The organism is Amphritea pacifica (assembly GCF_016924145.1).
Classification (GTDB): domain Bacteria; phylum Pseudomonadota; class Gammaproteobacteria; order Pseudomonadales; family Balneatricaceae; genus Amphritea; species Amphritea pacifica.
In genome coordinates this window covers 68,003-94,177 of the sequence record NZ_JAFFZO010000009.1, presented here as the reverse complement: position 1 = coordinate 94,177, position 26,175 = coordinate 68,003, and the positions used below count along the sequence as shown (strand labels likewise).

The 26,175-nt window shown below is 52.2% G+C and carries 27 protein-coding genes; 23 read left to right on the top strand and 4 right to left on the bottom strand.

Translation table 11 applies throughout. The features are described 5' to 3' along the window. The first annotated feature begins 51 nt into the window (after positions 1-51). The 8 genes from JW499_RS06635 (at position 52) to JW499_RS06600 (ending at position 7,260) form a co-directional block, all read left to right on the top strand. Positions 52-942, top strand: coding sequence for a SphA family protein (locus tag JW499_RS06635; protein WP_205209858.1), 891 nt, complete (start codon positions 52-54; stop codon positions 940-942). 29 nt (positions 943-971) lie between these two features. After that, the gene (gene antA / locus JW499_RS06630; RefSeq protein WP_205209857.1) at positions 972-2,363 is read left to right on the top strand and encodes an anthranilate 1,2-dioxygenase large subunit; all 1,392 of its coding nucleotides are present in this window, start codon (positions 972-974) and stop codon (positions 2,361-2,363) included. Further along, on the top strand, positions 2,363-2,866 hold the full coding sequence (antB, locus tag JW499_RS06625; RefSeq protein ID WP_232846267.1) for an anthranilate 1,2-dioxygenase small subunit: 504 nt from the start codon (positions 2,363-2,365) through the stop codon (positions 2,864-2,866). The genes antA and antB overlap by 1 nt, the downstream gene beginning before the upstream one ends. A gap of 146 nt (positions 2,867-3,012) precedes the next feature. Then, on the top strand, positions 3,013-4,032 hold the full coding sequence (gene antC / locus JW499_RS06620; protein ID WP_205209856.1) for an anthranilate 1,2-dioxygenase electron transfer component AntC: 1,020 nt from the start codon (positions 3,013-3,015) through the stop codon (positions 4,030-4,032). 347 nt (positions 4,033-4,379) lie between these two features. Continuing rightward, positions 4,380-4,961 carry an aminodeoxychorismate/anthranilate synthase component II gene (locus tag JW499_RS06615; RefSeq protein WP_205209855.1) on the top strand — a complete coding sequence of 194 codons (582 nt, stop codon included), beginning with the start codon at positions 4,380-4,382 and terminating at the stop codon, positions 4,959-4,961. A 10-nt stretch (positions 4,962-4,971) separates the two neighbouring features. Then, on the top strand, positions 4,972-6,006 hold the full coding sequence (gene trpD, locus JW499_RS06610) for an anthranilate phosphoribosyltransferase (RefSeq protein WP_205209854.1): 1,035 nt from the start codon (positions 4,972-4,974) through the stop codon (positions 6,004-6,006). 6 nt (positions 6,007-6,012) lie between these two features. Continuing rightward, positions 6,013-6,825, top strand: coding sequence for an indole-3-glycerol phosphate synthase TrpC (trpC, locus tag JW499_RS06605; protein ID WP_205209853.1), 813 nt, complete (start codon positions 6,013-6,015; stop codon positions 6,823-6,825). Positions 6,826-6,852: 27 nt separating this feature from the next. Beyond that, positions 6,853-7,260: an OsmC family protein gene (locus JW499_RS06600; protein WP_205209852.1), complete on the top strand. Its 408-nt coding sequence runs from the start codon at positions 6,853-6,855 to the stop codon at positions 7,258-7,260. A 191-nt stretch (positions 7,261-7,451) separates the two neighbouring features. Here JW499_RS06600 and JW499_RS06595 read toward each other — a convergent pair whose 3' ends face one another. Further along, positions 7,452-8,018, bottom strand: a complete 567-nt coding sequence (locus tag JW499_RS06595) for a cysteine hydrolase family protein (protein WP_205209851.1) — start codon at positions 8,016-8,018, stop codon at positions 7,452-7,454. Positions 8,019-8,162: 144 nt separating this feature from the next. Between JW499_RS06595 and JW499_RS06590 the strand changes: the two genes are divergently transcribed. From JW499_RS06590 to dnaB, 6 genes are all read left to right on the top strand, one after another. Further along, positions 8,163-9,107: a GlxA family transcriptional regulator gene (locus tag JW499_RS06590; protein WP_205209850.1), complete on the top strand. Its 945-nt coding sequence runs from the start codon at positions 8,163-8,165 to the stop codon at positions 9,105-9,107. A gap of 136 nt (positions 9,108-9,243) precedes the next feature. Next, positions 9,244-9,720 (top strand): hypothetical protein, encoded by a 477-nt coding sequence (locus JW499_RS06585; RefSeq protein WP_205209849.1) that lies wholly within the window; start codon positions 9,244-9,246, stop codon positions 9,718-9,720. Between the two features lie 175 nt (positions 9,721-9,895). Further along, a complete protein-coding gene (rpsF, locus tag JW499_RS06580; protein ID WP_205209848.1) occupies positions 9,896-10,339 on the top strand; it encodes a 30S ribosomal protein S6 in 444 nt (147 codons plus the stop codon). A 32-nt stretch (positions 10,340-10,371) separates the two neighbouring features. Further along, a complete protein-coding gene (gene rpsR / locus JW499_RS06575; RefSeq protein WP_019622438.1) occupies positions 10,372-10,599 on the top strand; it encodes a 30S ribosomal protein S18 in 228 nt (75 codons plus the stop codon). 119 nt (positions 10,600-10,718) lie between these two features. Next, on the top strand, positions 10,719-11,165 hold the full coding sequence (gene rplI, locus JW499_RS06570) for a 50S ribosomal protein L9 (protein WP_205209847.1): 447 nt from the start codon (positions 10,719-10,721) through the stop codon (positions 11,163-11,165). A 139-nt stretch (positions 11,166-11,304) separates the two neighbouring features. Further along, the gene (dnaB, locus tag JW499_RS06565; protein ID WP_091360025.1) at positions 11,305-12,687 is read left to right on the top strand and encodes a replicative DNA helicase; all 1,383 of its coding nucleotides are present in this window, start codon (positions 11,305-11,307) and stop codon (positions 12,685-12,687) included. A gap of 121 nt (positions 12,688-12,808) precedes the next feature. On the opposite strand, the gene dauA is transcribed toward dnaB, so the two are convergent. Next, positions 12,809-14,557, bottom strand: coding sequence for a C4-dicarboxylic acid transporter DauA (gene dauA / locus JW499_RS06560; RefSeq protein ID WP_205209846.1), 1,749 nt, complete (start codon positions 14,555-14,557; stop codon positions 12,809-12,811). Between the two features lie 166 nt (positions 14,558-14,723). On the opposite strand from dauA, the gene JW499_RS06555 reads away from it, so the two are divergent. Continuing rightward, positions 14,724-14,918, top strand: coding sequence for a CopG family transcriptional regulator (locus JW499_RS06555; RefSeq protein ID WP_205209845.1), 195 nt, complete (start codon positions 14,724-14,726; stop codon positions 14,916-14,918). A gap of 219 nt (positions 14,919-15,137) precedes the next feature. Here the strand turns inward: JW499_RS06555 and JW499_RS06550 are convergent, their stop codons facing one another. Then, positions 15,138-15,569: an acyl-CoA thioesterase gene (locus tag JW499_RS06550; protein ID WP_205209844.1), complete on the bottom strand. Its 432-nt coding sequence runs from the start codon at positions 15,567-15,569 to the stop codon at positions 15,138-15,140. Between the two features lie 67 nt (positions 15,570-15,636). Here JW499_RS06550 and JW499_RS06545 point away from each other — a divergent pair, with 67 nt between their 5' ends. From JW499_RS06545 to rlmB, 8 genes are all read left to right on the top strand, one after another. Next, on the top strand, positions 15,637-16,278 hold the full coding sequence (locus JW499_RS06545; RefSeq protein WP_205209843.1) for a class I SAM-dependent methyltransferase: 642 nt from the start codon (positions 15,637-15,639) through the stop codon (positions 16,276-16,278). Between the two features lie 274 nt (positions 16,279-16,552). Beyond that, the gene (gene relA / locus JW499_RS06540; RefSeq protein WP_205209842.1) at positions 16,553-18,808 is read left to right on the top strand and encodes a GTP diphosphokinase; all 2,256 of its coding nucleotides are present in this window, start codon (positions 16,553-16,555) and stop codon (positions 18,806-18,808) included. Then, entirely contained in the window at positions 18,808-19,620 is an 813-nt protein-coding gene (mazG, locus tag JW499_RS06535) for a nucleoside triphosphate pyrophosphohydrolase (protein ID WP_205209841.1), read from the top strand. The genes relA and mazG overlap by 1 nt, the downstream gene beginning before the upstream one ends. A 23-nt stretch (positions 19,621-19,643) precedes the next feature. Beyond that, the gene (locus JW499_RS06530) at positions 19,644-20,030 is read left to right on the top strand and encodes a hypothetical protein (protein ID WP_205209840.1); all 387 of its coding nucleotides are present in this window, start codon (positions 19,644-19,646) and stop codon (positions 20,028-20,030) included. 97 nt (positions 20,031-20,127) lie between these two features. Beyond that, entirely contained in the window at positions 20,128-22,734 is a 2,607-nt protein-coding gene (ppc, locus tag JW499_RS06525; protein ID WP_205209839.1) for a phosphoenolpyruvate carboxylase, read from the top strand. Between the two features lie 407 nt (positions 22,735-23,141). Further along, complete coding sequence (gene adk, locus JW499_RS06520) at positions 23,142-23,798, top strand: adenylate kinase (protein ID WP_205209838.1); 657 nt, start codon at positions 23,142-23,144, stop codon at positions 23,796-23,798. Positions 23,799-23,912: 114 nt separating this feature from the next. Then, positions 23,913-24,959 (top strand): ferrochelatase, encoded by a 1,047-nt coding sequence (hemH, locus tag JW499_RS06515; protein WP_205209837.1) that lies wholly within the window; start codon positions 23,913-23,915, stop codon positions 24,957-24,959. Continuing rightward, complete coding sequence (gene rlmB, locus JW499_RS06510; RefSeq protein WP_205209836.1) at positions 24,949-25,689, top strand: 23S rRNA (guanosine(2251)-2'-O)-methyltransferase RlmB; 741 nt, start codon at positions 24,949-24,951, stop codon at positions 25,687-25,689. Before hemH ends, rlmB begins: the two co-directional genes overlap by 11 nt. A 135-nt stretch (positions 25,690-25,824) precedes the next feature. Here rlmB and JW499_RS06505 read toward each other — a convergent pair whose 3' ends face one another. Then, on the bottom strand, positions 25,825-26,103 hold the full coding sequence (locus JW499_RS06505; protein ID WP_205209835.1) for a hypothetical protein: 279 nt from the start codon (positions 26,101-26,103) through the stop codon (positions 25,825-25,827). Positions 26,104-26,175: the final 72 nt, after the last annotated feature.

Sequence of the window (26,175 nt, the reverse complement as noted above, 5' to 3'; positions counted from 1 at the left end):
GTCCGGCAGTCGCCGGGCTCTGATCAGACTAATAATAAGGAATAACCACTCATGAAACGTACCGTTAACTATGCAATGGGGTGCCTGATCGGGGCATCTTTAATCACTACCCAGGTTCAGGCGACGGAGGGCGGTGGCTCAAACTACCCTATGGGGGCTGAAGATCTGCTGGTGGGAGCTTTGCCACCACCCGGGGTCTATCCGCTGATCTATGCCGAGCATTATGAAGCGGATGATTTTAAGGGTAATGATGGTAAAAGTCTGCCGATCAGCTTCAGCCTGAAAGCCGATGTTCTGGCGCCACGACTGCTTTATGTCACCGATAAAACGTTGTTCGGTGGTCAGCTGATTTTTGCCGGTTTGCTGCCATTGGTTGATCTGGATGTATCGGTCATGGGGATGAACGATAGCGAATCGGGTATTGGTGATCTGGATCTGACGGCAGCGCTGGCCTTTCATCATAGTCCTCAGTTTCATACCGCTGTCGGTGTCGATGTGATCGCGCCAACCGGTGAATACGATGCATCCCGCCTGGCCAATATCGGCCGTAACTACTGGACTGTTCAGGGTATCTACGCCGCCTCCCATATTGATCCTGCCGGCCTCAACTGGGGGGTAAAAGTGATGTACGACTACAACTTCGAAAATGATGATACCAACTATCGGTCGGGTCAGGAGTTGCATGCTGATTACTCCCTGGGTTACGGCGTATCACCCAACTGGGTGATCGGTGTCGGCGGGTATGCCTACAAACAGTTAACCGGAGATGAAGTCAGCGGCACCGATATCGGTAATAAGGGCCAGGCTTTTGCGATCGGTCCTGCGATTAAGTTCGATAACGGCAAAGGCTTCTTTTTATCCGTTAAGTATCAAAAAGAGATGGCCGTTGAAAACCGGCCTAAGGGTGATGCTTTCTGGATAAAAACGGTTGTGAAGTTTTAATCAATGCGCTCAGCCAGGAGACTGAATCAATGAAAACTAATTCGAAACAAACACTGCTTGAGTGGCGCGCTAAGGTTGAAGGACTGACCGACTTCCGTCCCGAAGAAAATGTATACCGGGTGGCCCGCGAGATGTTTACCGATCGTGATCTTTTCGATATCGAAATGGATCTGATCTTTGAGAACACCTGGATCTATGCCTGCCATGAGAGCCAGGTCGCCAACCCCCATGACTTTTTTACCATGCAGGCGGGTCGCCAGGCGATGATCATCACCCGTGATGGTAATGGTGAACTGAATGCGCTGATCAATGCCTGTCAGCATCGTGGCGCCACTCTGACACGGGTATGTCGCGGCAACCAGTCTACCTTTACCTGTCCCTTCCATGCGTGGTGCTATAAGACCGACGGACGGCTGGTGAAGGTCAAGGCGCCCGGTGAATATCCCGATGACTTTGATAAGTCCACCCGGGGGCTGCGTAAAGCGCTGATCAGCTCGTATAAGGGATTTATTTTTATCAATCTGAATACCGCCTGCACTGAGTCTCTGGAAGATTTTCTCGGCGATGCCCGTATCGGTTTTGACATGATGGTGGCGCAGTCAGAGAGCGGTGAGCTGGAAGTGCTGCCGGGGTCCTCCTCCTATACCTTTGATGGAAACTGGAAACTGCAGAACGAAAATGGCCTGGATGGTTATCACGTCAGTACCGTGCACTACAACTATGTTGCGACGGTGCAGTATCGTCAGCAGCTGGAAGTAGAAAAGCATGGGGCTGGCAAAAAAGTGCTCGACTACAGCAAGCTGGGGGCGGGCGATAAGGAAACTGATGATGGCTGGTTTGCCTTTAACAACGGTCACACCATTCTCTTCAGCGACATGCCCAACCCTGAAGTTCGCCCGGGTTACGCCTCGGTTATGCCTCGCCTGATTGAAGAGTATGGTGAAAGCCGGGCGCAGTGGATGATGCACCGTTTGCGTAATCTTAACATCTACCCAAGTCTGTTCTTTATGGATCAGATCAGCTCTCAGTTGCGGGTTGTCCGTCCGGTTGCCTGGAATAAAACCGAAGTGCATAGCTTCTGTCTGGGAGTTAAAGGTGAATCCGATGATGACCGGGAAAACCGGATCCGTCAGTTTGAAGACTTCTTTAACGTTTCCGGTATGGGGACGCCGGATGATCTGGTGGAGTTCCGCGAAGCGCAGAAGGGTTTTGAAGCGCGCCTGGAACGCTGGAATGACATTTCCCGTGGCTGTGATAAGTGGACCCGCGAAGCCACCGCGAACACCAAAGCTCTGGGGATTAATCCGGCTATCACCGGCACCGAGTTCACCCATGAAGGTCTCTATGTCAATCAGCACTCTACCTGGCAGCGTTATCTGCTGCAGGGGCTGGATCGTAAGCTGCAGCAGGAGGAAAAGTGATGAGCACCGAAATGAAAAGCGCTGCATTGCAGAGTATTGAGCAGTTTCTCTATAAACAGTCCGAGCATTGTGATCGTCAGCAGTGGGATGAGTATCTGGCAACCTTTGATGAGAATGCTGAGTTTCATATTCCCCAGTGGGATTCGGAGCATGTGCATACCACCGACCCTAAACGGGAGATGTCGCTGATCTACTATGCCACCCGGGCGGGTCTTGAGGATCGGGTATTCCGCATCCGCACCGGTAAGTCGGCGGCCTGTACCCCGATGCCCCGTACCCTGCACAGTGTTAACAATGTGCAGGGGGAGGAGCAGGCGGATGGTACCTGGAAGGTGAAAGCTAACTGGGTGACCCATTTTTACCGCTTCGGTGAATCTGAGGCCTTCTTTGGCCGGGTTGAATACACTCTTCGGTCAGAAGGTGACCGTTGGAAAGTGCTTCGTAAGCAATCGATTTTATTGAACGATAAGATTCGTCATGTGCTTGATTTCTATCACGTCTGATCGGTTATCAGGTCGGTATTAAGGTCGGTTTTAAGAGCTTCAGGCTTCAGAGCAGAGCCCGCTTTTTCCCCTTCGCGGGCTGCTGCAATGGTCTGTTTGTCGATGATTCCGGTCTTGTATCAGACGAAGATTCTCTGAGGTGTTTTATGAATAAAGTTGCTTTGAATTTCAGTGACGGGCGCACCCGATTTATCGGTGTTAATGCTGGAGAAACCGTGCTTGATGCGGCCCTGCGTCAGGGGATTACGATTCCGGTGGATTGTCGTGAGGGTGTTTGTGCTACCTGTAAAGGACGCTGCAGCTCCGGGGATTACCAGCTTGAATATGTTGATGAGGATGCGTTGAGTCAGTCAGATCTTGAGCAGGGCAGTGTGCTGACCTGTCAGATGCGGGTGGCATCCGATTGCGCCATCGAGTTTGGCTTTGAGTCAACGCTCTGTACCAGCTCCGGGCCGGAAGAACTGGAGGCCGTGATTACCAGCATCGACCTGGTATCAGAATCCGCCGCGGTGGTTTACATCGATGCCAGGGCCCTTGGTGATCAGTTGGATTTTCTGCCGGGGCAGTATGCCCATGTGAATGTGCCGGGTACCGAGGAGTGGCGTTCCTACTCCTTTGCCTGTGCGCCAAATGAGACGAATCAGCTGCAGTTTCTGATCCGTCTGCTGCCGCAGGGGGTGATGAGCGATTATCTGCGTGACCGGGCGCAACCGGGCGACCGCATGAAGCTGAAGGCGCCGCTGGGAGCGTTTTATCTGCATCAGATCAGGCGTCCGCTGATCTTTGTTGCCGGCGGAACCGGGCTGGCGGCGTTTCTCGGCATGCTCGATCAGCTGGTTGAAAATCCACAACGCTGTGATCAGCCGATCACGCTGTTTTACGGCGTCACTCAGGTGGCTGATCTGTGTGAGATAGAACGTATCCAGGCGTTTGCAGAAAAGCTGCCTGACTTCAGCTACTACAGCATCGTGATGAAAGAAAACGATGTCTGGCAGGGCCCTGTTGGAGTGGTTACCGATCTGTTTGAGGATAGCCATTTCAACGACGGCGAGGTTGATCTCTACCTTTGCGGACCACCGCCGATGGTGGATGCCGTTAAGGGCTGGCTGGATCAACGGCAGATGGCCAATAGTGCGATCCATTATGAGAAGTTCTCTGCCAGTTAACGCTGCTTTGCCCGCCAGGTTCTGTTGAGCCGGCGGGCCTGCTGCTGTCTTTAAAAAAGCAGTGCTCATGCTCCCTCAACGGCGATCACATTCCATACCTGAATATCCTGGAAACGGATAGGCAGGTATTTTTTCTTGGGCTGTTTATAGCCGTTTTCCTCTGTTAGCCCCTCCATGGGCGGTTTTCATCGCGCATCAGTGTTATCCAGAATTAGGTTACTGTACTATAATCGGCTGTTCTTCGAGGCCATCTGCTGCTCAGTTTCGATTTCTTAGGTTTATAAACCGGGTAACCTGAATAAGGCTCGATGTTATTAATTATATAAATCAATAGGTTAAATATTGATATGCTGCTAATGATCGATAACTACGACTCGTTTACCTATAACGTCGTGCAATATCTGGGTGAGCTGGGCGCTGACGTTCAGGTGTATCGTAATGATGAAATTACCATCGAACAGATCGAAGCCCTGAATCCCTCTCAGCTGGTGATCTCTCCCGGCCCCTGTACGCCAAATGAAGCGGGTATCTCGGTACCGGCGATTAAGCATTTTGCCGGTAAACTGCCGATCTTTGGTATCTGTCTGGGTCATCAGAGTATGGGCCAGGCGTTTGGCGGTGATGTGGTGCGTGCCCGTCAGGTGATGCATGGCAAGGTCTCACCGGTATATCACAATAATACCGGGGTGTTTGCCGGGCTGGAGAATCCGGTGTCGGTTACCCGCTATCATTCACTGGTGATCGATAAGAATACTTTGCCAGACTGCCTGGAGATCACCGCCTGGACTCAGAATGAGGATGGCTCTGTCGATGAGATTATGGGTGTGCGGCATAAAGAGCTGGATATTGAAGGGGTGCAGTTCCACCCGGAATCGATCCTCACTCAGCAGGGCCATGATCTGCTGCAAAACTTTTTAAACCGAGCATAAGGACGACACAATGGATATCAAAGAAGCGCTGGCGCGGGTAGTTGATCATATTGATCTGAGCCGTGACGAAATGGTTGAAGTGATGCGTCAGGTGATGACCGGTGAGTGTTCTGAATCTCAGATCGCCGGGTTTCTGGTTGCATTGCGGATGAAGAGTGAGTCGATCGATGAGATTACCGGGGCTGCTCAGGTGATGCGTGAGCTGGCGACGCCGGTAAAAGCAACCTCTGCGCCGTTGGTCGATATCGTCGGTACCGGTGGCGATGGTGCCAACCTGTTTAATGTCTCCTCTGCCAGCGCTTTTGTCGCGGCGGCTTGCGGTGTTCATGTGGCCAAACATGGTAACCGTGGGGTTTCCTCCAGCAGTGGCAGTGCAGATCTGCTGGAACAGGCGGGGATCAACCTGGATCTGGGGGCCGATGCCGTAGCCCGCTGTATCGATGAGGTCGGTGTTGGCTTTATGTTTGCACCGGGTTTTCATGGTGCGATGAAACACGCCATCGGTGCCCGTCGGGCACTGGCTACCCGCACGGTATTTAATATTCTCGGGCCGATGACCAATCCGGCTGGCGCACAGCGCCTGGTGATTGGTGTGTTTACCAAGAAACTCTGTCGGCCGATGGCTGAGGTGATGCAGCAACTGGGCGGCGAACATATCATGGTGGTACATGCGGATGATGGTCTGGATGAGATCAGTCTGGCAACCCACACCTATGTGGCTGAGCTGAAAGACGGTGAGATTACTGAGTATCGTTTGTCACCTGAAGATCTCGGTGTTGAGAGTCAGAGTCTGATCGGCCTGATTATTGAGAGTCCGGCCCAGTCACTGGAACTGATTAAGAAAGCCTTCTCCGGTGCTGAAGATCTGGCTGCTAAAAAGGCGGCATCGATGGTGGCGCTGAATGCCGGCGCGGCGATCTATCTGAGTGGTCTGGCGTCCAGCCATAAAGAGGGTGTGGCAAAAGCACTGGACGCGATCCGCTCGGGCGCGGCACTGAATAAAATGCAACAGCTGGCGGAGTTTAGCCAGTCGCTGAAGGACTGAACAACGATGACCGATACACCCACCGTGCTGAAAAAAATTATTGCGCGCAAATATGAAGAGATTGCTGAGCGTCAGCCGGTAAAAAGCATTGCTGACCTGAAGGCGCAGATCGCCGACCAGCAGGGCAGTGCAACCGATCCCCGGGGTTTTGTCGCGAATATGGCGAAAACACTGGCTGCAGGACGTTCAGCTATTATTGCTGAAGCGAAAAAAGCCAGCCCTTCTAAAGGGGTGATCCGTGATCCTTTTGTGCCGGCGGATATTGCCCGTTCCTATGAAGCGGGTGGTGCCAGTTGTCTCTCAGTGCTCACCGATGCCGATTTCTTTCAGGGCAGCGAAGCCTTCCTGATGGAGGCGCGTGCCGCCTGTTCCCTGCCGGTTATCCGTAAAGATTTTATTGTTGACCCTTATCAGATTTACGAAGCCCGGGCGATCGGTGCCGACTGTATCCTGCTGATCGTGGCCGCGCTGGACGATGCTCAGATGGCGGACCTCAATGCCCTGGCGCTGGAGCTGGGCATGGACGTACTGATTGAAGTGCATAACCAGGCTGAACTGGAGCGTTCTCTGCCGCTCGGTAACACTCTGGTGGGGATCAATAATCGCAACCTGCACACCTTTGAAGTGTCACTTGAACACACCTTTGAGTTGCTGGACAGGGTGCCTGATGATCGCATCGTGGTCACCGAAAGCGGGATTCTCTGCCGTGATGATGTGATCGCCATGCGTGAGCATCAGGTGGACAGTTTCCTGGTGGGTGAAGCCTTTATGCGGGCCGCTGATCCGGGCAGTAAGCTGGCTGAACTGTTCGCCAGATAATAACGATTGAAAGAAGATACAGATACTATGCAAGCAAAAGTAAAATGGGATGGCGATGTCCGTTTCAAGGGAACCACCGGTTCCGGGTTTGAAATTACCATTGATGGCGAGCTGAAGCAGGGGCCCCGGCCAATGGAACTGATGCTGCTGGGACTGGGCGGCTGCACCTCTTATGATGTGATCGGCATTCTGAAGAAAACCCGGCAGGATGTGGTTGACTGTGTGGCAGAGATCGATGCTGAACGTGCCGATGCGGTACCTGCGGTGTTCACTAAGATCCATGTGAAATTCATTGTTTCCGGTCGCGGCCTGAACGAAAAGAAGGTTGAGCGTGCGGTTAAGCTTTCGGCTGAACAGTACTGCTCCGCTTCACTGATGCTGGAAAAGGGTGGGGTCGAGATTAGCCACAGTTTTGAGATTGTTGAGGTAGCATAACAGCCGTCGCTCGTTGTTTATCTCGACGTCACAAAGAGCGTGACTTGCCCGTTGCCCGGAAAAGCCTTCTTTGTATTTGTAGGAGCGGCTTCCAGCCGCGAATGAAAATTTTCACATATTTCTCGCGGCTGGAAGCCGCTCCTACAATTAAAATGGCTGTGTTAATTGGGGCAGTTCACCCCAGCCCCGAATTACTTCATCTCTTCCAACAAAATCTCAGTATCTTCCACCCTTGCATAGGCAAATGCCAGTGCCGCCATAAATGATGCGTGCACCTGCTCAGCGGGGATGGTGATGCCATTGAATTCCTGATCCTTTGTGGCGCAGGCATCCTGGGCGACGGTGACGTTGTATCCCAGGTCCGCTGCGGCACGCACACCTGCGTCGATACACATATGGCTCATCGCGCCGGCCACAATCAGATTTTCAATATTCAGGCTTTTGAGGATCTCTTGCAGATCAGTTTCTTTAAAACAGTTTGCTGAGTGCTTTAAAACCACCGGTTCGTCGCCCTCGGCCGCAACGGTGCTGTGGATCTGTGCGCCTTGAGAACCGGGAACAAAGAACGGCGCCTCAACTGATTCAAACTCATGGCGTACATGGATAACCGGCATCTGTTTTTCACGAAAAGCGGTCAGCAGTTTCGCGCCGTTATCCGCAGCCCGCTGAGTGTTAACCAGTTCCCATTTGCCACCCGGAAAATAGTCGTTCTGAATGTCGATCAGCAGCAGTGCTGTGTTTGGCTGAATCTGTGTCATAGCTATACCTCTTCAATAGTATCGGTTGATATAACTATTATCCGTTGACTCCGCACGCTATACTGGAGTCGTTTTTGACATATTTAGAGCAATAAATGACATATAAATGATATGTAAGTGACATGACATATAGTGTCGGTATTTATGAAAACAATCCACGTTGCGGTTATCGGCTATCCAGGGGGGATGAGATCCGCCATTGAGGGGCTGTCTGAGTTGTTTGGCATGGCCAATCGTTTGGCTCTGGCGCGGGCAGAAGGGGTGCATTTTGAGGTACAGGTGTTGTCGGGCGCTGAGTTAACCGGCTCGTCTGTGTCTGTTGGCAGTGATGCTCCGCAGGTGGTTATTTTACCCCCCTGTATTGAGGGTCGTTTCTACACCGATGAACAGCCGGTGTTGAGCGGATGGCTTAAAGCGATGCATGGGTCAGGGGCGTTACTCTGTTCAGTCTGCGCCGGGGCTTTTCTTCTGGCGCAGACCGGTTTGCTTAATCAGCGCGCGGCGACCACCCACTGGATGCTGGCTGATCAGTTGGCTCAGCGGTTTCCCGGGGTTCGCGTGGATGACAGCAGGATACTGATTAATGATGGTGATCTGATGACTGCCGGAGGCCTGATGGCCTGGCTGGATCTGGGACTGGAGCTGGTGGCTCAGTTTGGTAGTCCGGCTTTGATGCGCCAGTTAGGTAAGCAGCTGGTGGTGGATACCGCCCCCCGTCAGCAACGCTATTATCGCTGCTTTATCCCGCCATTTGATCATGGCGACCGCGCTGTTCTGAAGAGTCAGCACTATTTACAAAGTCATACTCAGACCAGCGTGACGGTGAAACAGTTGGCAGAGGAGTGCCATCTGACCGAGCGGACCTTTCTCCGGCGTTTTGTCCGGGCGACCGGGTATAAGCCAAAAGAGTATATCCAGCAGTTGCGCATCAGCAAAGCCTGCGACGCGCTTGAAAGCTCAGCTGATAGTATTGAGGTGATCGCGCTGAGTAGCGGATACGATGATGTCAGTGCTTTCAGAAAAGTGTTTATTAAGATCACCGGGCTGACGCCACGAGAGTTTCGGCGCCGCTTTAGTGCACAAACATGACCACCATCATGAATATTCGGTCAGTTGTCATCGTTTTTTGGCCCAGAGGTCGAATAAAAGGCTGAGATGCGTTAGCCTGCGATATTGTGAAAACTCATCCCTACAACTCTGTTTCGCTATAATCAGGAGGATTGCGATGCTTTATAAAGGAGTGCTGCTGGCAACGCTGCTGGCTTCACCGATGGCCCTTGCCCAGCAGCCAGAGATCTATCTGCTTGGTGAGTTTACTTATAAAGGTACGCCCATCAGTAAAGCGGTGCTGCTGGAAGATAAGCGGGTAACGGAGCTGGAGCAGTGCCGTGATTTTGTTCATTACCAGATACGCGGCACTGAGCGGGGTAAAAACTATTACCGCCACTATATCCGGGCGCAGAAAACCGGCGTGAACATCGTGCCTCATTACACCTGCATCGAAACCCGGTTAAAGGTCAGCGAATGGAATGACCATGATTTTTACGACAAGGTCTATCTGATCGATCTGCGCAATGGCCTGAATTTTACCCAATTTGAAGACACCAACAGTTGTTGGGCTGCCATTCGCAAAGATCCTGATAAACATACCAAAAAACTGTTTTGCGCAAAAATGAGTCAGTCGATCTCTCCTGCCAGTTAATATCGGTTTGCAACACCAGAGGACAGAAATAGCGTAGATTTGTTTGTGTTTTATCGATCTTCGCGTATAATTTCGCCTCCCGTTGGCTATGCCATTGAGGAAACTAACTCTAACTCCTTGCTTTCTACCGTTTTTCGATGCGGCTGAAGGCTGTATAAACCGTAAGGAGCAATTAATGCGTCATTACGAAATCGTTTTTCTGGTTCACCCGAATCAGAGTGAGCAGGTTCCAGCTATGGTTGAGCGTTATACCAAGCTGATTGAAGAATCTGAAGGTAAAATCCACCGTCTGGAAGATTGGGGTCGTCGCCACCTGGCTTACCCAATCAACAAGATCCATAAAGCTCACTACGTTCTGATGAACGTTGAGTGTGCTCAGGAAACTCTGGACGAGCTAACCAACATCTTCCGTTACAACGATGCGGTTATCCGTAACATGGTTGTTCGTCGTAAAGATGCGGTTACTGAAGTATCTCCAATTAAAGCTGCTGAAGGCCGTGAAGAGCGTCGTCCACGTCGCGAAGAGCGTTCTGAAAAGTCTGCTGAAGCGACTGATGCACCTGTTGCAGAAGCTCCGGCTGCTGATGCGCCAGCTGCTGAAGAAGCTGCTGCCGAGTAATCGGTTTAACCCATATTTAGAGGAGATATACCATGGCTCGTTTTTTCCGTCGTAGAAAATTCTGCCGTTTTACCGCTGAAGGCGTTACTGAGATCGATTACAAAGATCTGGATACCCTGAAAGGTTACATTACTGAAACCGGTAAAATCGTACCTAGCCGTATCACTGGTACTAAAGCGCGTTACCAGCGTCAACTGGCAACAGCTATCAAGCGTGCGCGTTACGTTGCACTGCTGCCATACACTGACAGCCACCAGTAATAACGGTTAACCTGCTGCACCTATTCAGGTATGTGAAATATGTGTGCAGGTGATTAAACAAGTTTCAGCCTGTGAGTGCCAGACGCTGACAGGCGAGAGTAAAAATAGAGGTTTGCGAGATGGAAGTTATCCTGCTCGAGAAAATTGGCAAACTGGGTAGCCTGGGTGACAAGGTAACCGTTAAGCGTGGTTACGGTCGTAACTACCTGCTTCCTTTTGGGAAAGCGGTTCCTGCGACAGCGGCTAATCTGGAAGCTTTTGAAGCACGTCGTGCTGAACTGGAATCTGCTGCATCTGAGAAGCTGAATTCTGCTCAGACACGTGCTGCACAACTGAACGAAATTGAACTGTCTATCGTTGCTAAAGCGGGCGAAGAGGGCAAACTGTTTGGTTCTATCGGTACTGCTGATATCGCTGATGCAATTACAGCTTCAGGTATCGAAGTGGCTAAGAGTGAAGTTCGTCTGCCAGAAGGTGCGCTGCGTACCACTGGTGAGTTCGAAGTTGCTATTCAGCTGCACCCGGAAGTGACTGCTACTGTCGGCATCGTTGTTGTTGGCGAGTAAGCACTGCTTTTGATCTGAATCTTTCAGATCAGCGGGTGAGTTAAGAAGCACTGCGTAGTATTATACTGCGCAGTGCTTTTTTCGTTTCAGGCCAAGGGGATCTGAAGCGGGTATTCTGTGTGTTGAGGTATAAAGTTTTATGGATTATCTGGATCCTGATTCAGCCGATATGGAGGGGGTAAAAGTTCCTCCTCACTCGCAGGAAGCTGAACAGTCCGTACTCGGCGGGCTGATGCTGGATAATAACGCCTGGGATGCGGTATCAGAGATCGTGCTGGAAGATCAGTTCTACCGCCACGATCACCGGCTGATCTTTCGTACGATTGAGAAGCTGGTTAATAATATGCAGCCGATCGATGTGGTGACCATCTCTGAAGAGCTGGATCGCACCGGAAATCTGGATGCGGCGGGCGGACTCGACTATCTGGTTGAGCTGGCCCGAAATACCCCCAGTGCGTCTAATATCCGTGCTTATGCCGAGATCGTTCGTGATCGGGCGCTGTTGCGCAAGATGATCACCGTTGCCCACGAGATTGCCGAAAGTGCCTTTATGCCGGAAGGGCGTCCAGGCACGGATATCCTCAGCGAAGCGGAACAGAAGATCTTTCAGATCGCCGAGGACCGGCCCAACGAGGGGGGGCCTGTCGGGGTTAATCCACTGCTGAAAAAAGCGGTGGATAAGATTGATGAGCTGTTTAACTCCGAAGGCTCGATGACCGGAGTTACCACCGGGTTTGAAGAGTTGGATAAATCCACCGGAGGTTTGCAGCCTTCTGACCTGATCATCGTGGCAGCCCGTCCCTCCATGGGTAAAACTACCTTTGCCATGAACCTGGTCGAAAATGCTCTGATGGCGCAGGATAAACCGGTACTGGTATTCAGCCTCGAGATGCCTGCAGACCAGTTGGTCACGCGGATGCTCTCCTCCCTTGGGCGGATCAACCAGACCCGGGTACGTTCCGGTAAGCTGGAAGAGGATGACTGGCCCCGTCTGACCACGGCTGTGAATATGTTGCGGGATAAGCCGCTGTTTATCGATGACACTGCCGGTATCAGTCCGACAGAGATGCGCAACCGTGCCCGGCGTATTGTTCGGGAACATGGTGATATCGCTCTGATCATGGTGGATTACCTTCAGTTGATGCAACTGAAAGGGGGGAGTAGTGAGGGACGTACGGCGGAGATCTCCGAGATTTCGCGCTCTCTTAAGGCGCTGGCTAAAGAGCTGGAATGCCCGGTTGTTGCGCTGTCGCAGCTGAACCGTGCGCTGGAGCAACGACCTAACAAGCGTCCTGTTAACTCTGACCTGCGGGAATCCGGTGCGATCGAGCAGGATGCCGACGTGATCATGTTTATCTACCGGGATGAGGTCTACAACGAGGACTCTCCGGATAAGGGCATTGCCGAGATCATCATTGGTAAACAGCGTAATGGTCCTATCGGTAGTAACCGTCTGGCGTTTATCGGTCAGTTTACCAAGTTTGAGAATCTGGCACCGATGGCCTATCAGGACTACGAATAGAAGGTCACACTGGCGCAGGCCCTGTGAAAAAACCGCCATCACTGGCGGTTTTTTTGCTTTTTGAACGCCGCCCATCTGAAAACAGGGGATGTAAAAAAAAGTCCTGTTTTGCCCGGTCTTGTTAGTGAGGCAGGGCGTTTGCCTGTGTGACTTTGGCACCAGCCACTTCAATCGCTTCAGCCAGTGTCGGTGTGAAAACCAGTGCCTGATCGATCGGTTTCAGTCCTGCTTTAGCGATATTTTTCAGGGGTTGAAATTGCAGGTCGGCGATAATAACAAAGCTACCCGTCTTGAATTTTGCCTCCAGAAAATGATTCAGTGCGGACAATCCGCCGGCATCCAGGATCGGCACAGCATCCATATAGAGGATGACGCATTGCTTATGCTCCGTGAGCAATAACATTTCCGAGAAAATTCTGTCGGCTGCGGCAAAAAACAGCGGCCCGCTGATTTTATATACGCCCCAGTCTTCTGGCAGCGAGTCGGGTACATGTTTGCGGTTATCACTGATCTCGATCACCCGGGTCATCTGGGCGATATCCCGCATGAACAGCAGGGAAGCAAGGACAATACCGAAGGAGATCGCCACCACCATATCGATCATCACGGTCAGAGAGAAACAGGTCAGCAGCACCAGAATATCCCCGGAGGGCGCTTTTTTAAGAAGCTCCACCACTTTCGGCGCTTCACTCATATTCCAGGCGACCATCAACAGCATCGCCGCCATTGAGGCCATCGGTATATACGCCAGCCAGGGTGCCAGTATCAGCAGGCTGACGAGTACGACCAGACCGTGAATAACGGCCGCCAGGGGTGACCGAGCACCGGCACGGTAGTTGGCAGCGGAGCGGGCGATGGCTGCCGTTGCGGTAATGCCACCAAACCAGGGAGTTATCAGATTGCCGACCCCCTGGCCCAGCAGTTCGACGTTGGAGTGATGGCGCTTGCCACTCATGCCGTCCAGCACCACTGCACAGAGCAGTGATTCAATCGCCCCCAGCATCGCAATTGAAAAGGCGATCGGAATCAGTGCCGTCAGTTTATGGAAATCCCAGTCGATCGGTTGCCCATCCGGCCCCGGCTGCAGCCAGGGCCAGTTGAATTCGGGCAAAGCCGGAGGAATACCCTGACCGATGGTGCCATCAGCCAGTTGATAGCTGAAACGGGAACCGATGGTCTGGAGATCAAAACCGGCACTGGCCAGCAGTAAAGACAGTGCTACCCCGATGGCAACGGCTGGCAGGTGCCCCGGAATCGGAATGCGCAACCGGGGCCAGACGACTAACACCGCCAGGGTTGTGGCCCCGATAAGAAACTCGGCAGGTTCCAGGGTGGGCAATGCATTGATCAGCGCGAGTACTTTATCGATATATTTTTCTGGCATCTCCGGGAGCTCGAGCCCCAGAAAATCTTTCATCTGCAGGGTAGCGATCACCACCGCAATGCCTGAGGTGAAGCCCAGAGTGACCGGTTCGGGAATGTATTCAATCAGACGGCCCAGGCGACTCAACGCCATTAACACCAGCATCACGCCTGCCATCAGTGAGGCGATCAACAGCCCACTGAGTCCGAACTGCTGAGCCACGGGATACAAAATCACGACAAAAGCCGCAGTCGGACCGGATATGCTATAGCGGGAACCGCCGGTCAGGGGGATCAGAATACCGGCGATGATGGCGGTATAGAGGCCGTATTGTGGCGGGACACCGCTGGCAATCGCCAGCGCCATTGATAATGGAATAGCGATGATGCCAACCGTGATGCCCGCCATCAGGTCCCGGTATAGGGAAGCCAGGGTGTAGCCCTCTTTAAGGCTCTCACGCAGCGCACTAAAAGGCTTAATACTGTGCAGATGTAAACGATGCGACATGAATAATTGCTCTCGCTAAGCCGTCACAGCGGATAAAAGACGCTGCGACCGGCAATGTAGCCTCAGGTTCGGTTGAGTGGTTGTTAGAATATAGATTACATTACATGTTCATCACTGTATAAATCAATGTTAATATGATTAACATAAATAGTTTAGAGGAGTTGTTATGGAGAAGAGAACAGCACGGCTGACACTGCTGATTGACCCGAACAAGAAAGCGACCTTTGAAAAGCTGTGCAATGCAGATGATGTCACCCCTTCGCAGATGGTGCGTAAGCTGATTCGTGATTATATTGAAGAGAAGCTGGGGCCCGCGTGGCGCGATGAAGTCTTTAGTGAAGAGTCGGACGGTGATCAGTGAGTATTGGACTGCGTCCCGGCAATGGAGCGTTATCCCTCTTTTATAAACAGAAATAGTGTCACAAGGCTGTTAATAACTCTAGGATAACTCTGTGAAAGCCCCATATTATGGGGCTTTGCGGCGGTGGGTTAAAATTCGTTCAGGTTGTCATTTCTGTATTTTTTTCAACCAGTTAAACTGTTTTTTTTGAGTAATTATTAAACAGTCAGACTCGGGTGTTTAAACCACTTTGATGATTCTGTCTTTAAACCCTTCGGGTACGGTCACCACCTTTCCTTCGGTGTAATCAAAAAATACGATACCGGTTTTGACATGGGCGATCTCTACCGCTGTCTTCTTATTGCTGAGAAGGTAGTAGATATCACAGCCATACTTATTGAAGTCGCCCACAGTAATATCGATCTGTATCAGGTCACCGTAAAAACTCTCGGCCTTATAGACGATAACCGAGTCGGTCATAATAATGCCTGAACCTTCGATATCCTGCTCTGTATAGTTGTGGGAGTTCAGATAACGAAGTCGTGCTTCATGTACGATGGATAACACAGCGTCGTTGCTGAGGTGGCCAGCATAGTTAATATCACTGATACGTACCGGTATTTCGGTGGTGAAACTGTAGTTTTCGGGCATATCAATTTTGATACGTGCCATAGGTAAAGCTCCTGAAATGTAAAACAAAAGTACGTAATTTCAGTACAAGAATAGTGGATGCCAAGAGATGAGTCTACGCCGATTCAATCCATATTATCGCTGGTTGTTTCCCTGGTTGCTGGACCGGGTATCGAAGCTGGTCGCTCCTGAAAGAGAGCAACTCCTGAGCTATGCCAGAGGGACCGTGCTGGAGATTGGCGCAGGTACCGGCACCAGCTTTGATTGTTATCCGGGGCAGGTCTCTGAACTGTATGCACTTGAGCCTGATACCGGAGTGATGCAGAAAGCCAGCGCAGTTCTGGCAGCTTTACCGGAAGTTCAGCGTAATAAAATTCAGTTACTGGTTGCTGATGCGATGGATATCCCGTTGGCAGATAACCAGTTTGATACAGTGGTCTGCTTTCTTGTGCTCTGTTCCGTGCCTCATCCGCAAAAGGTGTTGCAGGAAATTTATCGCGTGCTCAGGCCGGGCGGGCAACTGCTATTCTTTGAGCATGTGCTCTCAGATGACATTGCAGTACAGCGCTGGCAACATCGTCTTAATCCCTTCTGGCGACGGTGTGCCGGGGGCTGCCAGCTGAACCGGGAGACTGCAGAGCTTATTTCCCGCGCTGGTTTTGAGGTGCCGCAGCTACAGCGCTATCAGCATCACGCCTTTCCGCGGCTGGTAAGACAACTGGTGACGGGTATCGCCGTTAAACCTTCCTGAAATCAGCCCCTCAACCGGTATGGCGGATCGGCCAGCGGGTTTTCTTTTTTAATTAGAAAGCCGGTTTTCCCGCCCCTGATTACCGACAGCATACCCCGATTTACGCTGAACATACTCGCTATTGCATGGCTGAAATACTAAAATGGGCCGCTGTAAGTGCTATGGATTCATAATATTTTGGCCCCTGCTACTGTTATAACGTGGTCATCAGCAGGGTGCAGATAGCGCAATATGAGTGGCATCACGAAGGTATACAAGGGAGCGGCGTAGCGCTGTGGTAAAAGTACGCGAAGATCATCCAATACATGCTGACGGTAGTGTCGATCTGGATCTGTGGCTGGAAAGGCTGCAGGAGCAGGTCGAGGTTAAGGATATAGATACCGTCCGTCAGGCCTGTCTTTATGCCAAACAGCTGAAAGAGGAGGCTGAACCTTCGGAAGATTCATGGAAAGACAGTGACAGTTACCTCACCGGGCTGGAGATGGCCCAGATTCTTATTGAACTGAATCAGGATCAGGACGCGCTGGTAGCCGCCATCCTGTATCGCAGTGTTCGTGAAAAGCGTACCACACTGGAAGATATTCGCCGTCGCTTCAGTCAGACAATTGCTACGCTGATCGATGGCGTGTTGCAGATGGCTGCTATCGGCAGTCGACAGAACCCCCGGCGTGAGAATGTGCTGGGCCAGAGCGGTAACCCGCTGGACAACGTCCGCAAAATGCTGGTGTCGATGATCGATGATGTGCGGGTCGTGCTGATCAAGATTGCCGAGCGCACCTGTGCTATTCGTCGTGTTAAGAGTGACTCCCGTAAGAAGCGTTATCTGGTGGCGCGGGAGGTGTTTGATGTGTATGCGCCGCTGGCTCACCGGCTGGGGATCGGTCATATCAAGTGGGAACTGGAAGATCTCTCATTTCGCTATCTCAAACCCAACGACTACAAGCAGATTGCGTCATTGCTGGATGAGAAGCGCCTGGATCGTCAACAGTTCATCGAAGATGCGGTGAGCATTCTTAATGCTGAGTTGAAAAAGGTCAATATTGATGGCGATGTGATGGGACGCGCCAAACACATCTACAGTATCTGGCGTAAAATGCAGCGTAAGAACATCGCCTTTAACCAGGTTTATGATATCCGTGCGGTGCGGATTCTGGTGCCGGAGATTCGTGACTGTTATACCGTGCTGGGTATTGTTCACGGCTTGTGGCGTAACATCCCCCACGAGTTTGATGACTACATCGCATCGCCTAAACCCAACGGTTATCGTTCCCTGCATACCGCGGTATTTGGTCCCTCTGGCAAAGTACTGGAGATTCAGATCCGGACGTTTTCGATGCATGAAGAGGCAGAGTTAGGGGTTTGCGCACACTGGCTCTATAAAGGCACCGATACCCACTCACAAAGCTCCAGTTATGAAGACAAGATCGCCTGGCTGCGTCAGGTGCTTGAGTGGACTGAGGATCTGGGAGGCACTGAAGAGTTTTCTGAGGTGATCGGTGGCGATGTGACCCATGACCGGGTTTATGTCTTTACCCCGGATGGTCATGTCGTCGATATGCCGGTGGGCTCGACACCGGTCGATTTTGCTTACCGGGTGCATACCGAAGTGGGACACCGCTGTCGCGGAGCAAAACTGAACGGCCGGATCGTCCCTCTGACCCGTCAGCTTCAGACCGGCGATCAGGTGGAGATCCTGACCGCAAGTGAAGAGCATCCGCGGCGTGACTGGCTCAACCCAAACCTGGGGTACATCACCAGCGCCCGTTCACGGGCCAAGATTCAACACTGGTTTAAACTTCAGGACAAAGATAAAAACGCCGCCGCCGGTAAGAAAATTATCGATCGTGAGTTCCGCCGTCTGGCGCTGGAGAATGCCGATCTTAATTTTGATCTGATGGCGAAGGCGGTTAATCATCGTTCTGCCGATGATATGTATGCTGCGCTGGGCGCCGGGGATATCCGTCTTTCGCAAGTGATCAACGCCGCGCAACAGCAGGTTGAGACGGATCATCACGATGAACAGCTGGATCTGGCATTGCCCGGCAGCAGTGTTCGTTCTCAGTCCGTTTATGAAGGGATAAAAATACGCGGGGTGGGTAATCTGCTGACGACTATTGCTCCGTGTTGTAAGCCGGTACCGGGCGATCCGATTATCGGTTATATCACCAAAAGCCGGGGTGTCTCTATTCACCGGGATGACTGTACCAACGCTTTTCAGCTGCGTCAGCAGGAGCGGGAACGGATGGTTGAAGTCAGTTGGGGAGAAGAGGGCGAGTCAACCTACCCGGTAGATATCTATGTGGAAGCCTTTGACCGGGCTGGTCTGCTGCGCGATCTGATGATGGTGATGGCAAACGAGAATGTTAACCTGATCGCCGCGAATACTCAGTCGGATAAGAAGAGCAATATAGCCTATCTGACACTTACGATTGAGATCAGTCGCCTCGAGCTGTTGGGTAAGATTATGGACAAGATCAACCAGATTCCAAACGTTACCGAGGTGCATCGACAGCGGAGTGGTACCCGCTGATGCGTTATACCCTTGACGATCTGCAAACGCTGATGGCCCGGCTGCGGGACCCTGAGGATGGTTGTCCCTGGGATCTGAAACAGGATTTTGCCAGCATTGTTCCCCATACCCTTGAAGAGGCGTATGAGGTGGCCGATACCATCGAGCGACAGGACTGGCAGCACCTGCAGGGCGAACTGGGAGACCTGCTGTTTCAGGTGATCTTTTATGCCCGCCTGGCGGAAGAGCAGCAGGGCTATAATTTTGACGATATCGTCGATACCCTGGTAAAGAAACTGATTCGTCGTCACCCCCATGTCTTTCCCGAGGGAACTCTGACCAGCCGGCGTAGTTCCACGGCGTTGGATGAGCAACAAATCAAAGAGACCTGGGAAGTGATCAAGGCAGAGGAACGGGGTGAAAAGCCATTTCAGGAACCCCGGGTGCTGGATGATATCCCGATGGCACTACCGGCACTCAACCGGGCTGAAAAATTGCAGAAAAGGGCTGCCCGGGTCGGCTTTGACTGGGGTGATGTGCTGCCAGTGCTGGATAAGATTGAGGAGGAGATCGCGGAGTTGCGCGAAGCGATCGCTGCTGGTGATCAGCTGGAGATGGAGCATGAGCTTGGCGATCTGCTGTTTGCTCAGGTGAATCTGGCCCGTCATATGGGGGTTAATCCGGAGACGGCGTTGCGCTACACCAATCAGAAGTTTACCAATCGCTTTAATTATATCGAAGACCAGGTCGAGCGCTCCTCTGGAGATTGGCAGGCGTTCACCCTCGATGAACTGGACCACTGGTGGAACGAAGCTAAACGGAAAGGGCTTTAGTCGCAGCCCGCGGGAGATAATCGATGGGATCATTTCAATGGTTTATTGTCGCGCTGATTGTGATGGCCGGGCTGGGGTACTGGAACTACCAGCGCATCGATGGGCAGCGTAAGCAACTGGTCAGCGCCGGGTTCCAGATCTCTGATGACCTTAAAGGCAATCCCGGTCTGCTGGTCAGTACCACCCAGCGTCAGGTGGCGGTCCTGGTGCCGAGTGGATATCTGCGTCTCGGTTTCGATCAGCTTAAAGACGCAGAGGTTCGTTTTCGTAGCAGCGCAGAAACTGAAACCGACTATCGAATCGCCCTGATACTTGAGGGTGCTCCTGTGCCGGAGGTCGAGATTCGCTACTCAAATGAGCACAGTGTTGAAATAGCCCTGAGGAAACTGCAGCAGTTAACCGGTCTTTAATACGTTGGGCTGACGAACTGAGACTAAGATAGTATTTGTGCTTTGCACAAACTATGTAGTATCAATAGAACTTCGCAGAGATGACAGGGGACACTGAATGACAACGCTTCATGAAGACCTGAGGGACGATGTCCGGATGCTCGGTGATTGTCTGGGACAGACCATTGTTGAGCATAAAGGCCAGCTGTTTCTTGATAAAATTGAAAAGATCCGGGCGCTCTCCAAAGCGGCCAGATCATCGGGCAAACCTGTCGATGATGAACTGCTCAAAACCCTCAGTGAGCTGGGTGATGATGATCTGCTGCCGGTTGCCAGAGCCTTTACTCAATTTCTCAACCTGTCCAATATCGCTGAGGAACATCATCGGGTGCGTCGTCGTTCAGGCATTATGGATGTCTGTACCAGTGACTCATTCTGTGGCCTGCTCGGCCGGTTGCAACAGCAGGGTTTATCAAAAGAGCAGATCGCCGCAGCGGTGCAGGATATGGATGTTGAACTGGTTCTGACAGCTCATCCAACTGAGGTTAACCGGCGCACGCTGATCCAGAAGTTTGATGCCATTACCGAATGCCTGCAAAGAATTGATCGGGGAGAAGACCTCTATCACCGGCTGCATGAACTGATCAGCCAGGCCTGGCACACAGACGCCATTCGCAAGCAGAGACCGACGCCGGTGGATGAAGCGAAGTGGGGATTTGCGGTGATTGAAAACTCCCTTTGGGAGGCGGTGCCGGTATTCCTGCGGCATATTGATAAGCAGCTGTTTGATGCGACCGGTGAACATCTGCCACTGAGCAGCTCGCCGGTGCGGTTTGCCTCCTGGATGGGGGGCGACCGTGATGGCAATCCCAATGTTACCTCTGTGACCACCGAGAAAGTATTATTACTGTCCCGTTGGATGGCGGCCGATCTTTATATCAAAGATATTGACCGCTTGCGCAGTGAGCTATCGATGAATGAGTGCAGTGCGGAGTTGCGTGAGCGGGTAGGTGATCATCCGGAGCCCTACCGTGAACTGTTGCGTACGGTATGCACCCATCTGACGCAAACCAAGCGCTGGACCACTGAGCGTCTTGAGGGGCGGCCGGTAGATAAAGAGGGGGTGTATATCTATCCCCGGCAATTGCTGGAACCCCTGTTACTGATCGATGCCTCGTTGCGTAGCTGTAATATGAGTGTAATCGCTGATGGTTTGCTGAGTGATACGATACGGCGGGTGGCGTGCTTTGGGATGACTCTGGTGAATCTGGATATTCGCCAGAATTCTGATCGTCATGCAGAGGTCATGGACGAGCTGACGGGCTTTTACGGTATCGGTTGTTACAGCGAATGGAGTGAAACCAACAAGCAGATGTTTCTGCTGAAGGAGCTACAGGAGAAGCGTCCTTTGTTGCCCCGCGAGTGGTCTCCCTCGGAAAATGTTCAGGAGGTACTGGATACCTTTAGCGTGGTCGCCCGTGAAGAACCGAACTCTCTGGGCTCCTATGTTATCTCCATGGCCAGTCAGCCATCGGATGTACTGGCGGTTATCCTGCTGCTGAAAGAGAGCGGTATTCATCACAATATGCGGGTTGCGCCGCTGTTTGAAACGCTGGATGACCTGGATAACGCCGAAAACTGTATCCGCCAGTTGCTGGCTATTCCCTGGTACAGAGATTACACCGGGGGGCACCAGGAAGTCATGATCGGTTATTCCGACTCATCGAAGGATGCCGGGCAGTTGGCGGCAGCCTGGGGACAGTATCGGGCTCAGGAAGCACTGACCAGGGTATGTAAAGACTACGGTGTTCACCTGACTCTGTTTCACGGCCGGGGCGGCACGGTTGGTCGTGGTGGCGGCCCCAGCCATACTGCGATTCTGGCACAGCCTCCGGGGTCTGTGGCCGGCAGCCTGCGGGTAACCGAGCAGGGCGAGATGATCCGCTTTAAGTTCGGGGTGCCGGAGATCGCGGTACGTAATCTGGAGCTGTATACCTCGGCGACCCTCGAGGCAACTCTGGCACCGGCTCCCGGGCCGAGGCCCGAATGGCGTCAGTTGATGGATGAGATGTCGCTGGCGGGCCTGACCGCCTATCGTGATGTGGTACGCTTTGATCCTCAGTTTGTGCCCTATTTCCGCTCGGCAACCCCGGAACAGGAACTGGCAAAACTACCGCTGGGCAGCCGTCCGGCAAAACGTAAGGCGGATGGCGGTGTTGAAAGCTTGCGGGCCATCCCCTGGATCTTTGCCTGGACACAGATCCGCCTGATGTTGCCAGCCTGGCTGGGCAGTGATGTCGCCCTGCAGCAGACACTGGATAAAGGTCAGTTTGAACTGGTGCAGACGATGCGCAGGGACTGGCCATTCTTCCGCTCCTATATGGATATGCTGGAGATGGTGATGGCCAAGTCAGATGCTAACATTGCCGCTTACTATGAAAAACGGCTGGTATCAGAAGAGCTGGCGGTGCTGGGGGCCGATCTGCGCTGTCGCCTGGCGAAAACCATTGAACTGGTGAAAAAGATTAAGCAGCAGGAGACACTGCTGGAGCATAGTCCGGTGATCCGTCAGTCGATTGAGGTGCGCAACCCCTATATCGATCCATTGCACTTTCTGCAGGCGGAACTGCTCTATCGTGACCGTAATCACCCGGATGCCCGGCTGGAGCAAGCGTTGATGATTACCATGGCTGGCATTTCGGCAGGTATGCGCAATACCGGATAAACACCGGGGGGCGCTCAGGCAAGGATAGGGACGCTTAGCGCAGGCGGGTGGACGAATGGCGGCGATGCCCCGAAAGCCGGGGTATCGCTGGCATGAGGTTTTGATAACTTCGGTCAACAAAAGCAGATGTTATCCTTTTAGGGGGTTGCTACCTTAGCCGGTTTTGACTAACCTCGAGCGTTCGTTTTCCACGACATTGTGTAGTAAATATTACAATGCAGAAAAATTGTCTCCTGCAATTGGCAGAATTAGAAATTGGTAGTAGGCCGAATGTCCAATTGTGAGTAGCAGGCATAGAACGATATTGTGACATATTGCCACTCAGAAAAATTTCAGCCGGTGGTTATCTAATAAACGGCCGGCTTCAAGATTTTACATTATAAAATTAGAAACGGAGCAATCCTTACATGCGAATTATTCTTTTGGGTGCACCGGGTGCCGGTAAAGGTACTCAGGCTCAGTACATCTGCGAAAAATACGGTATTCCCCAGATCTCCACCGGCGATATGCTGCGTGCAGCGGTAAAAGCGGGTACTCCTCTGGGAATCGAAGCTAAAAAAGTCATGGATGCCGGTGGTCTGGTATCTGATGAGATTATTATTGGTCTGGTAAAAGAGCGTATTACTGAAGCTGATTGCGCTAATGGTGCACTGTTTGATGGTTTTCCACGGACTATTCCTCAAGCTGATGCGATGAAGGATGCCGGTGTGACTATCGATGCGGTTGTTGAGATCGATGTTGCTGACGATGAAATCATCAAGCGGATGGCTGGCCGTCGTGTTCATCCGGGTTCCGGTCGCACCTATCACGTTATCTTCAACCCGCCTGCTGTCGAAGGTAAAGATGATGTCACCGGTGAAGATCTGGTGCAGCGTGAAGATGATAAAGAGGAGACAGTTCGTCAGCGTCTGGATGTGTACCATGAACAGACCGCGCCGCTGATCACCTATTACAAAGGCTGGGCTGAAGAGTCGCCTGCTGATGCACCTAAGTACAGCTACATTCCCGGTGTCGGCAGCGTTGAAGATATCCGTGATGCGGTATTTGCGTCTCTGGAAAAATAAGCCGTTGGCGTGAATATAAAAAACCGCTGCTTTGATCCCTGAATCAAAACAGCGGTTTTTTATTGCCGGTTATTCCGCGATAATAGCGCTTTGCCTGTAATCGGAAATAGATAGATGTCTCTCCCCAAAACCGCAATACTGCTGGTTAATTTAGGTTCACCGGATCAACCCACTCCTGCAGCGGTGCGTCGCTATCTTAAAGAATTTCTCTCAGATCGTCGGGTGGTAGAGGGCGATGGGGTGATGCGGCTGATCTGGTTAACGGTGCTCAATGCTATTATCCTGACCTTTCGTCCCCGCAAGGTGGCAAAACTATACGCATCGATCTGGGACCAGGATTCCCCCCTGCGGCTGATACTCAATCAGCAGGTGGCCGCGCTGCAACTGGCGTTGCAACAAACGATGCCGGATCAGGATATGCAGGTTTTTTCCGCCATGACCTATGGCAATCCGGGGCTGGCGGCGCGCCTGGAAGAACTGACACAGTCGGGTTACAGCAAAATTCTGGTGCTGCCACTTTATCCTCAGTATTCGGCAACCACTACCGCACCGATCTATGACCAGATCGCCCGTTTCCAGTTGAAGACCCGCAATTTTCCCGATATCCGGGTGGTTCATGATTATCATGACCATCCACTCTATATCCGCGCGCTGGCTGATTCGGTTAAGGCCTTCCGCGCAGAGCATCCTGAGAGTGGCAAGCTGGTGCTCTCCTATCATGGCATTCCGCAGGAGTATGCCGATAAGGGTGATCCCTATCCGGAACACTGTTATCGCACCTCTGAACTGCTGGCAACAGAGCTGGGCCTGAGTGACGGGCAGTGGCAGACCACCTTTCAGTCCCGTTTTGGTCCTAAAGCCTGGCTACAGCCCTATACCGATAAAACCCTTGAGAAACTCGCTAAGAGCGGTACAAAACAGGTTGATATCATCTGTCCCGCCTTCTCTGCTGACTGTCTGGAAACCCTGGAAGAGATCGCCGTGGAAAACAGGGATCTGTTTATGCAGGCTGGAGGCGAGCAGTACCAGTATATCCCGGCACTGAACGCCGATCCCGGGATGATCCGCCTGCTGGTGGCACTGGTAAGACAGAATAGTTGCGGCTGGGTTTGTCAGACCTGTAACAATAACGAACAGAATGAGACAGAGAATGCGTCCTGAATATATCTTCGGTATCCACGCGGCTACCACCACCCTGCAACGTGATAGCAAACGGGTTAAAGGGATGTGGGTGCTGAAAGGGCGCGTTGATGCCCGGATGCAGAAACTACTGGATCTGGCGGCAGAGAAAAAGCTCACTGTCGGGTGGGTCAGCCGTAAAGAGCTGGACAATATGGCGCAGGACGGTGTGCATCAGGGAGTTGTGGTCGCCTGCGAACCGATTCAGGCGAAGAACGAGCAGTTTCTTGAGGCGCTGCTCGATAAGCTGGAAGAGCCCGCGTTTCTGCTGGTGCTGGATGGTGTCACTGATCCCCATAATCTGGGCGCCTGTTTGCGTACTGCGGATGCCGCTGGCGTTCATGCGGTGATCGCGCCGAAAGACAAGTCCGCGCCGTTAAATGCCACCGCCAGCAAAGTGGCCTGCGGTGCCGCTGAAGTCGTCCCCTATGTGCTGGTGACTAACCTGGCCCGCACCCTGAAAGATCTTCAACAGCGGGGAGTCTGGATTACCGGCACCGCTGGCGAAGCGGACACTCTGATCTACGATGCCGACCTGAAAGGCCCAATGGCCCTGGTGATGGGAGCCGAAGGCCAGGGGATGCGCCGCCTCACCCGTGAACACTGCGATTTTCTGGTAAAAATCGATATGGCAGGCGAGGTCTCCTCGCTGAATGTATCGGTGGCGACAGGGGTGTGTCTGTTTGAGGCGGTACGGCAGAGACGTCGCTAGAACGCTGCTTCGCAGCTTGCTGGGAGCTAGACGTGGCTCCGCCACTTGCTAGAAAAAGTGGGGCGCAGATTTGTGGGAGGCGCGCCCTCGCGGCGATAAGCTACACTTGTTTATCAACAGTGCCGCAGATTCTGCTCAGGTTGATCTCACTGCAACCTGTATCATCACCGGAACGACGATACAGGCAATCCAGAATGCTAATTTCAGGTGATTTTTAGCCGGAGAGACCAGTGTTTTATAGGTGCCCGCTATGCCGAGTAAGGCTACAGGGTAGGAGAGTATAACCGGCAGTGTGAAGATATCTCTGTCACTATCCAGATAAGCAACCGAGTAGAGTCCAAAGCAGGTCACTGCAGGCAGGGCAACCATGATAATAAGCTTAATGACCCACTCTGGAATGTCCGGCTTATTCACCGATCAGAACCTTTTTGATAATAGGTGATCTGTTTTATGTGTTCTGGCAACGAGAGTCTCCGCTATTAAAAA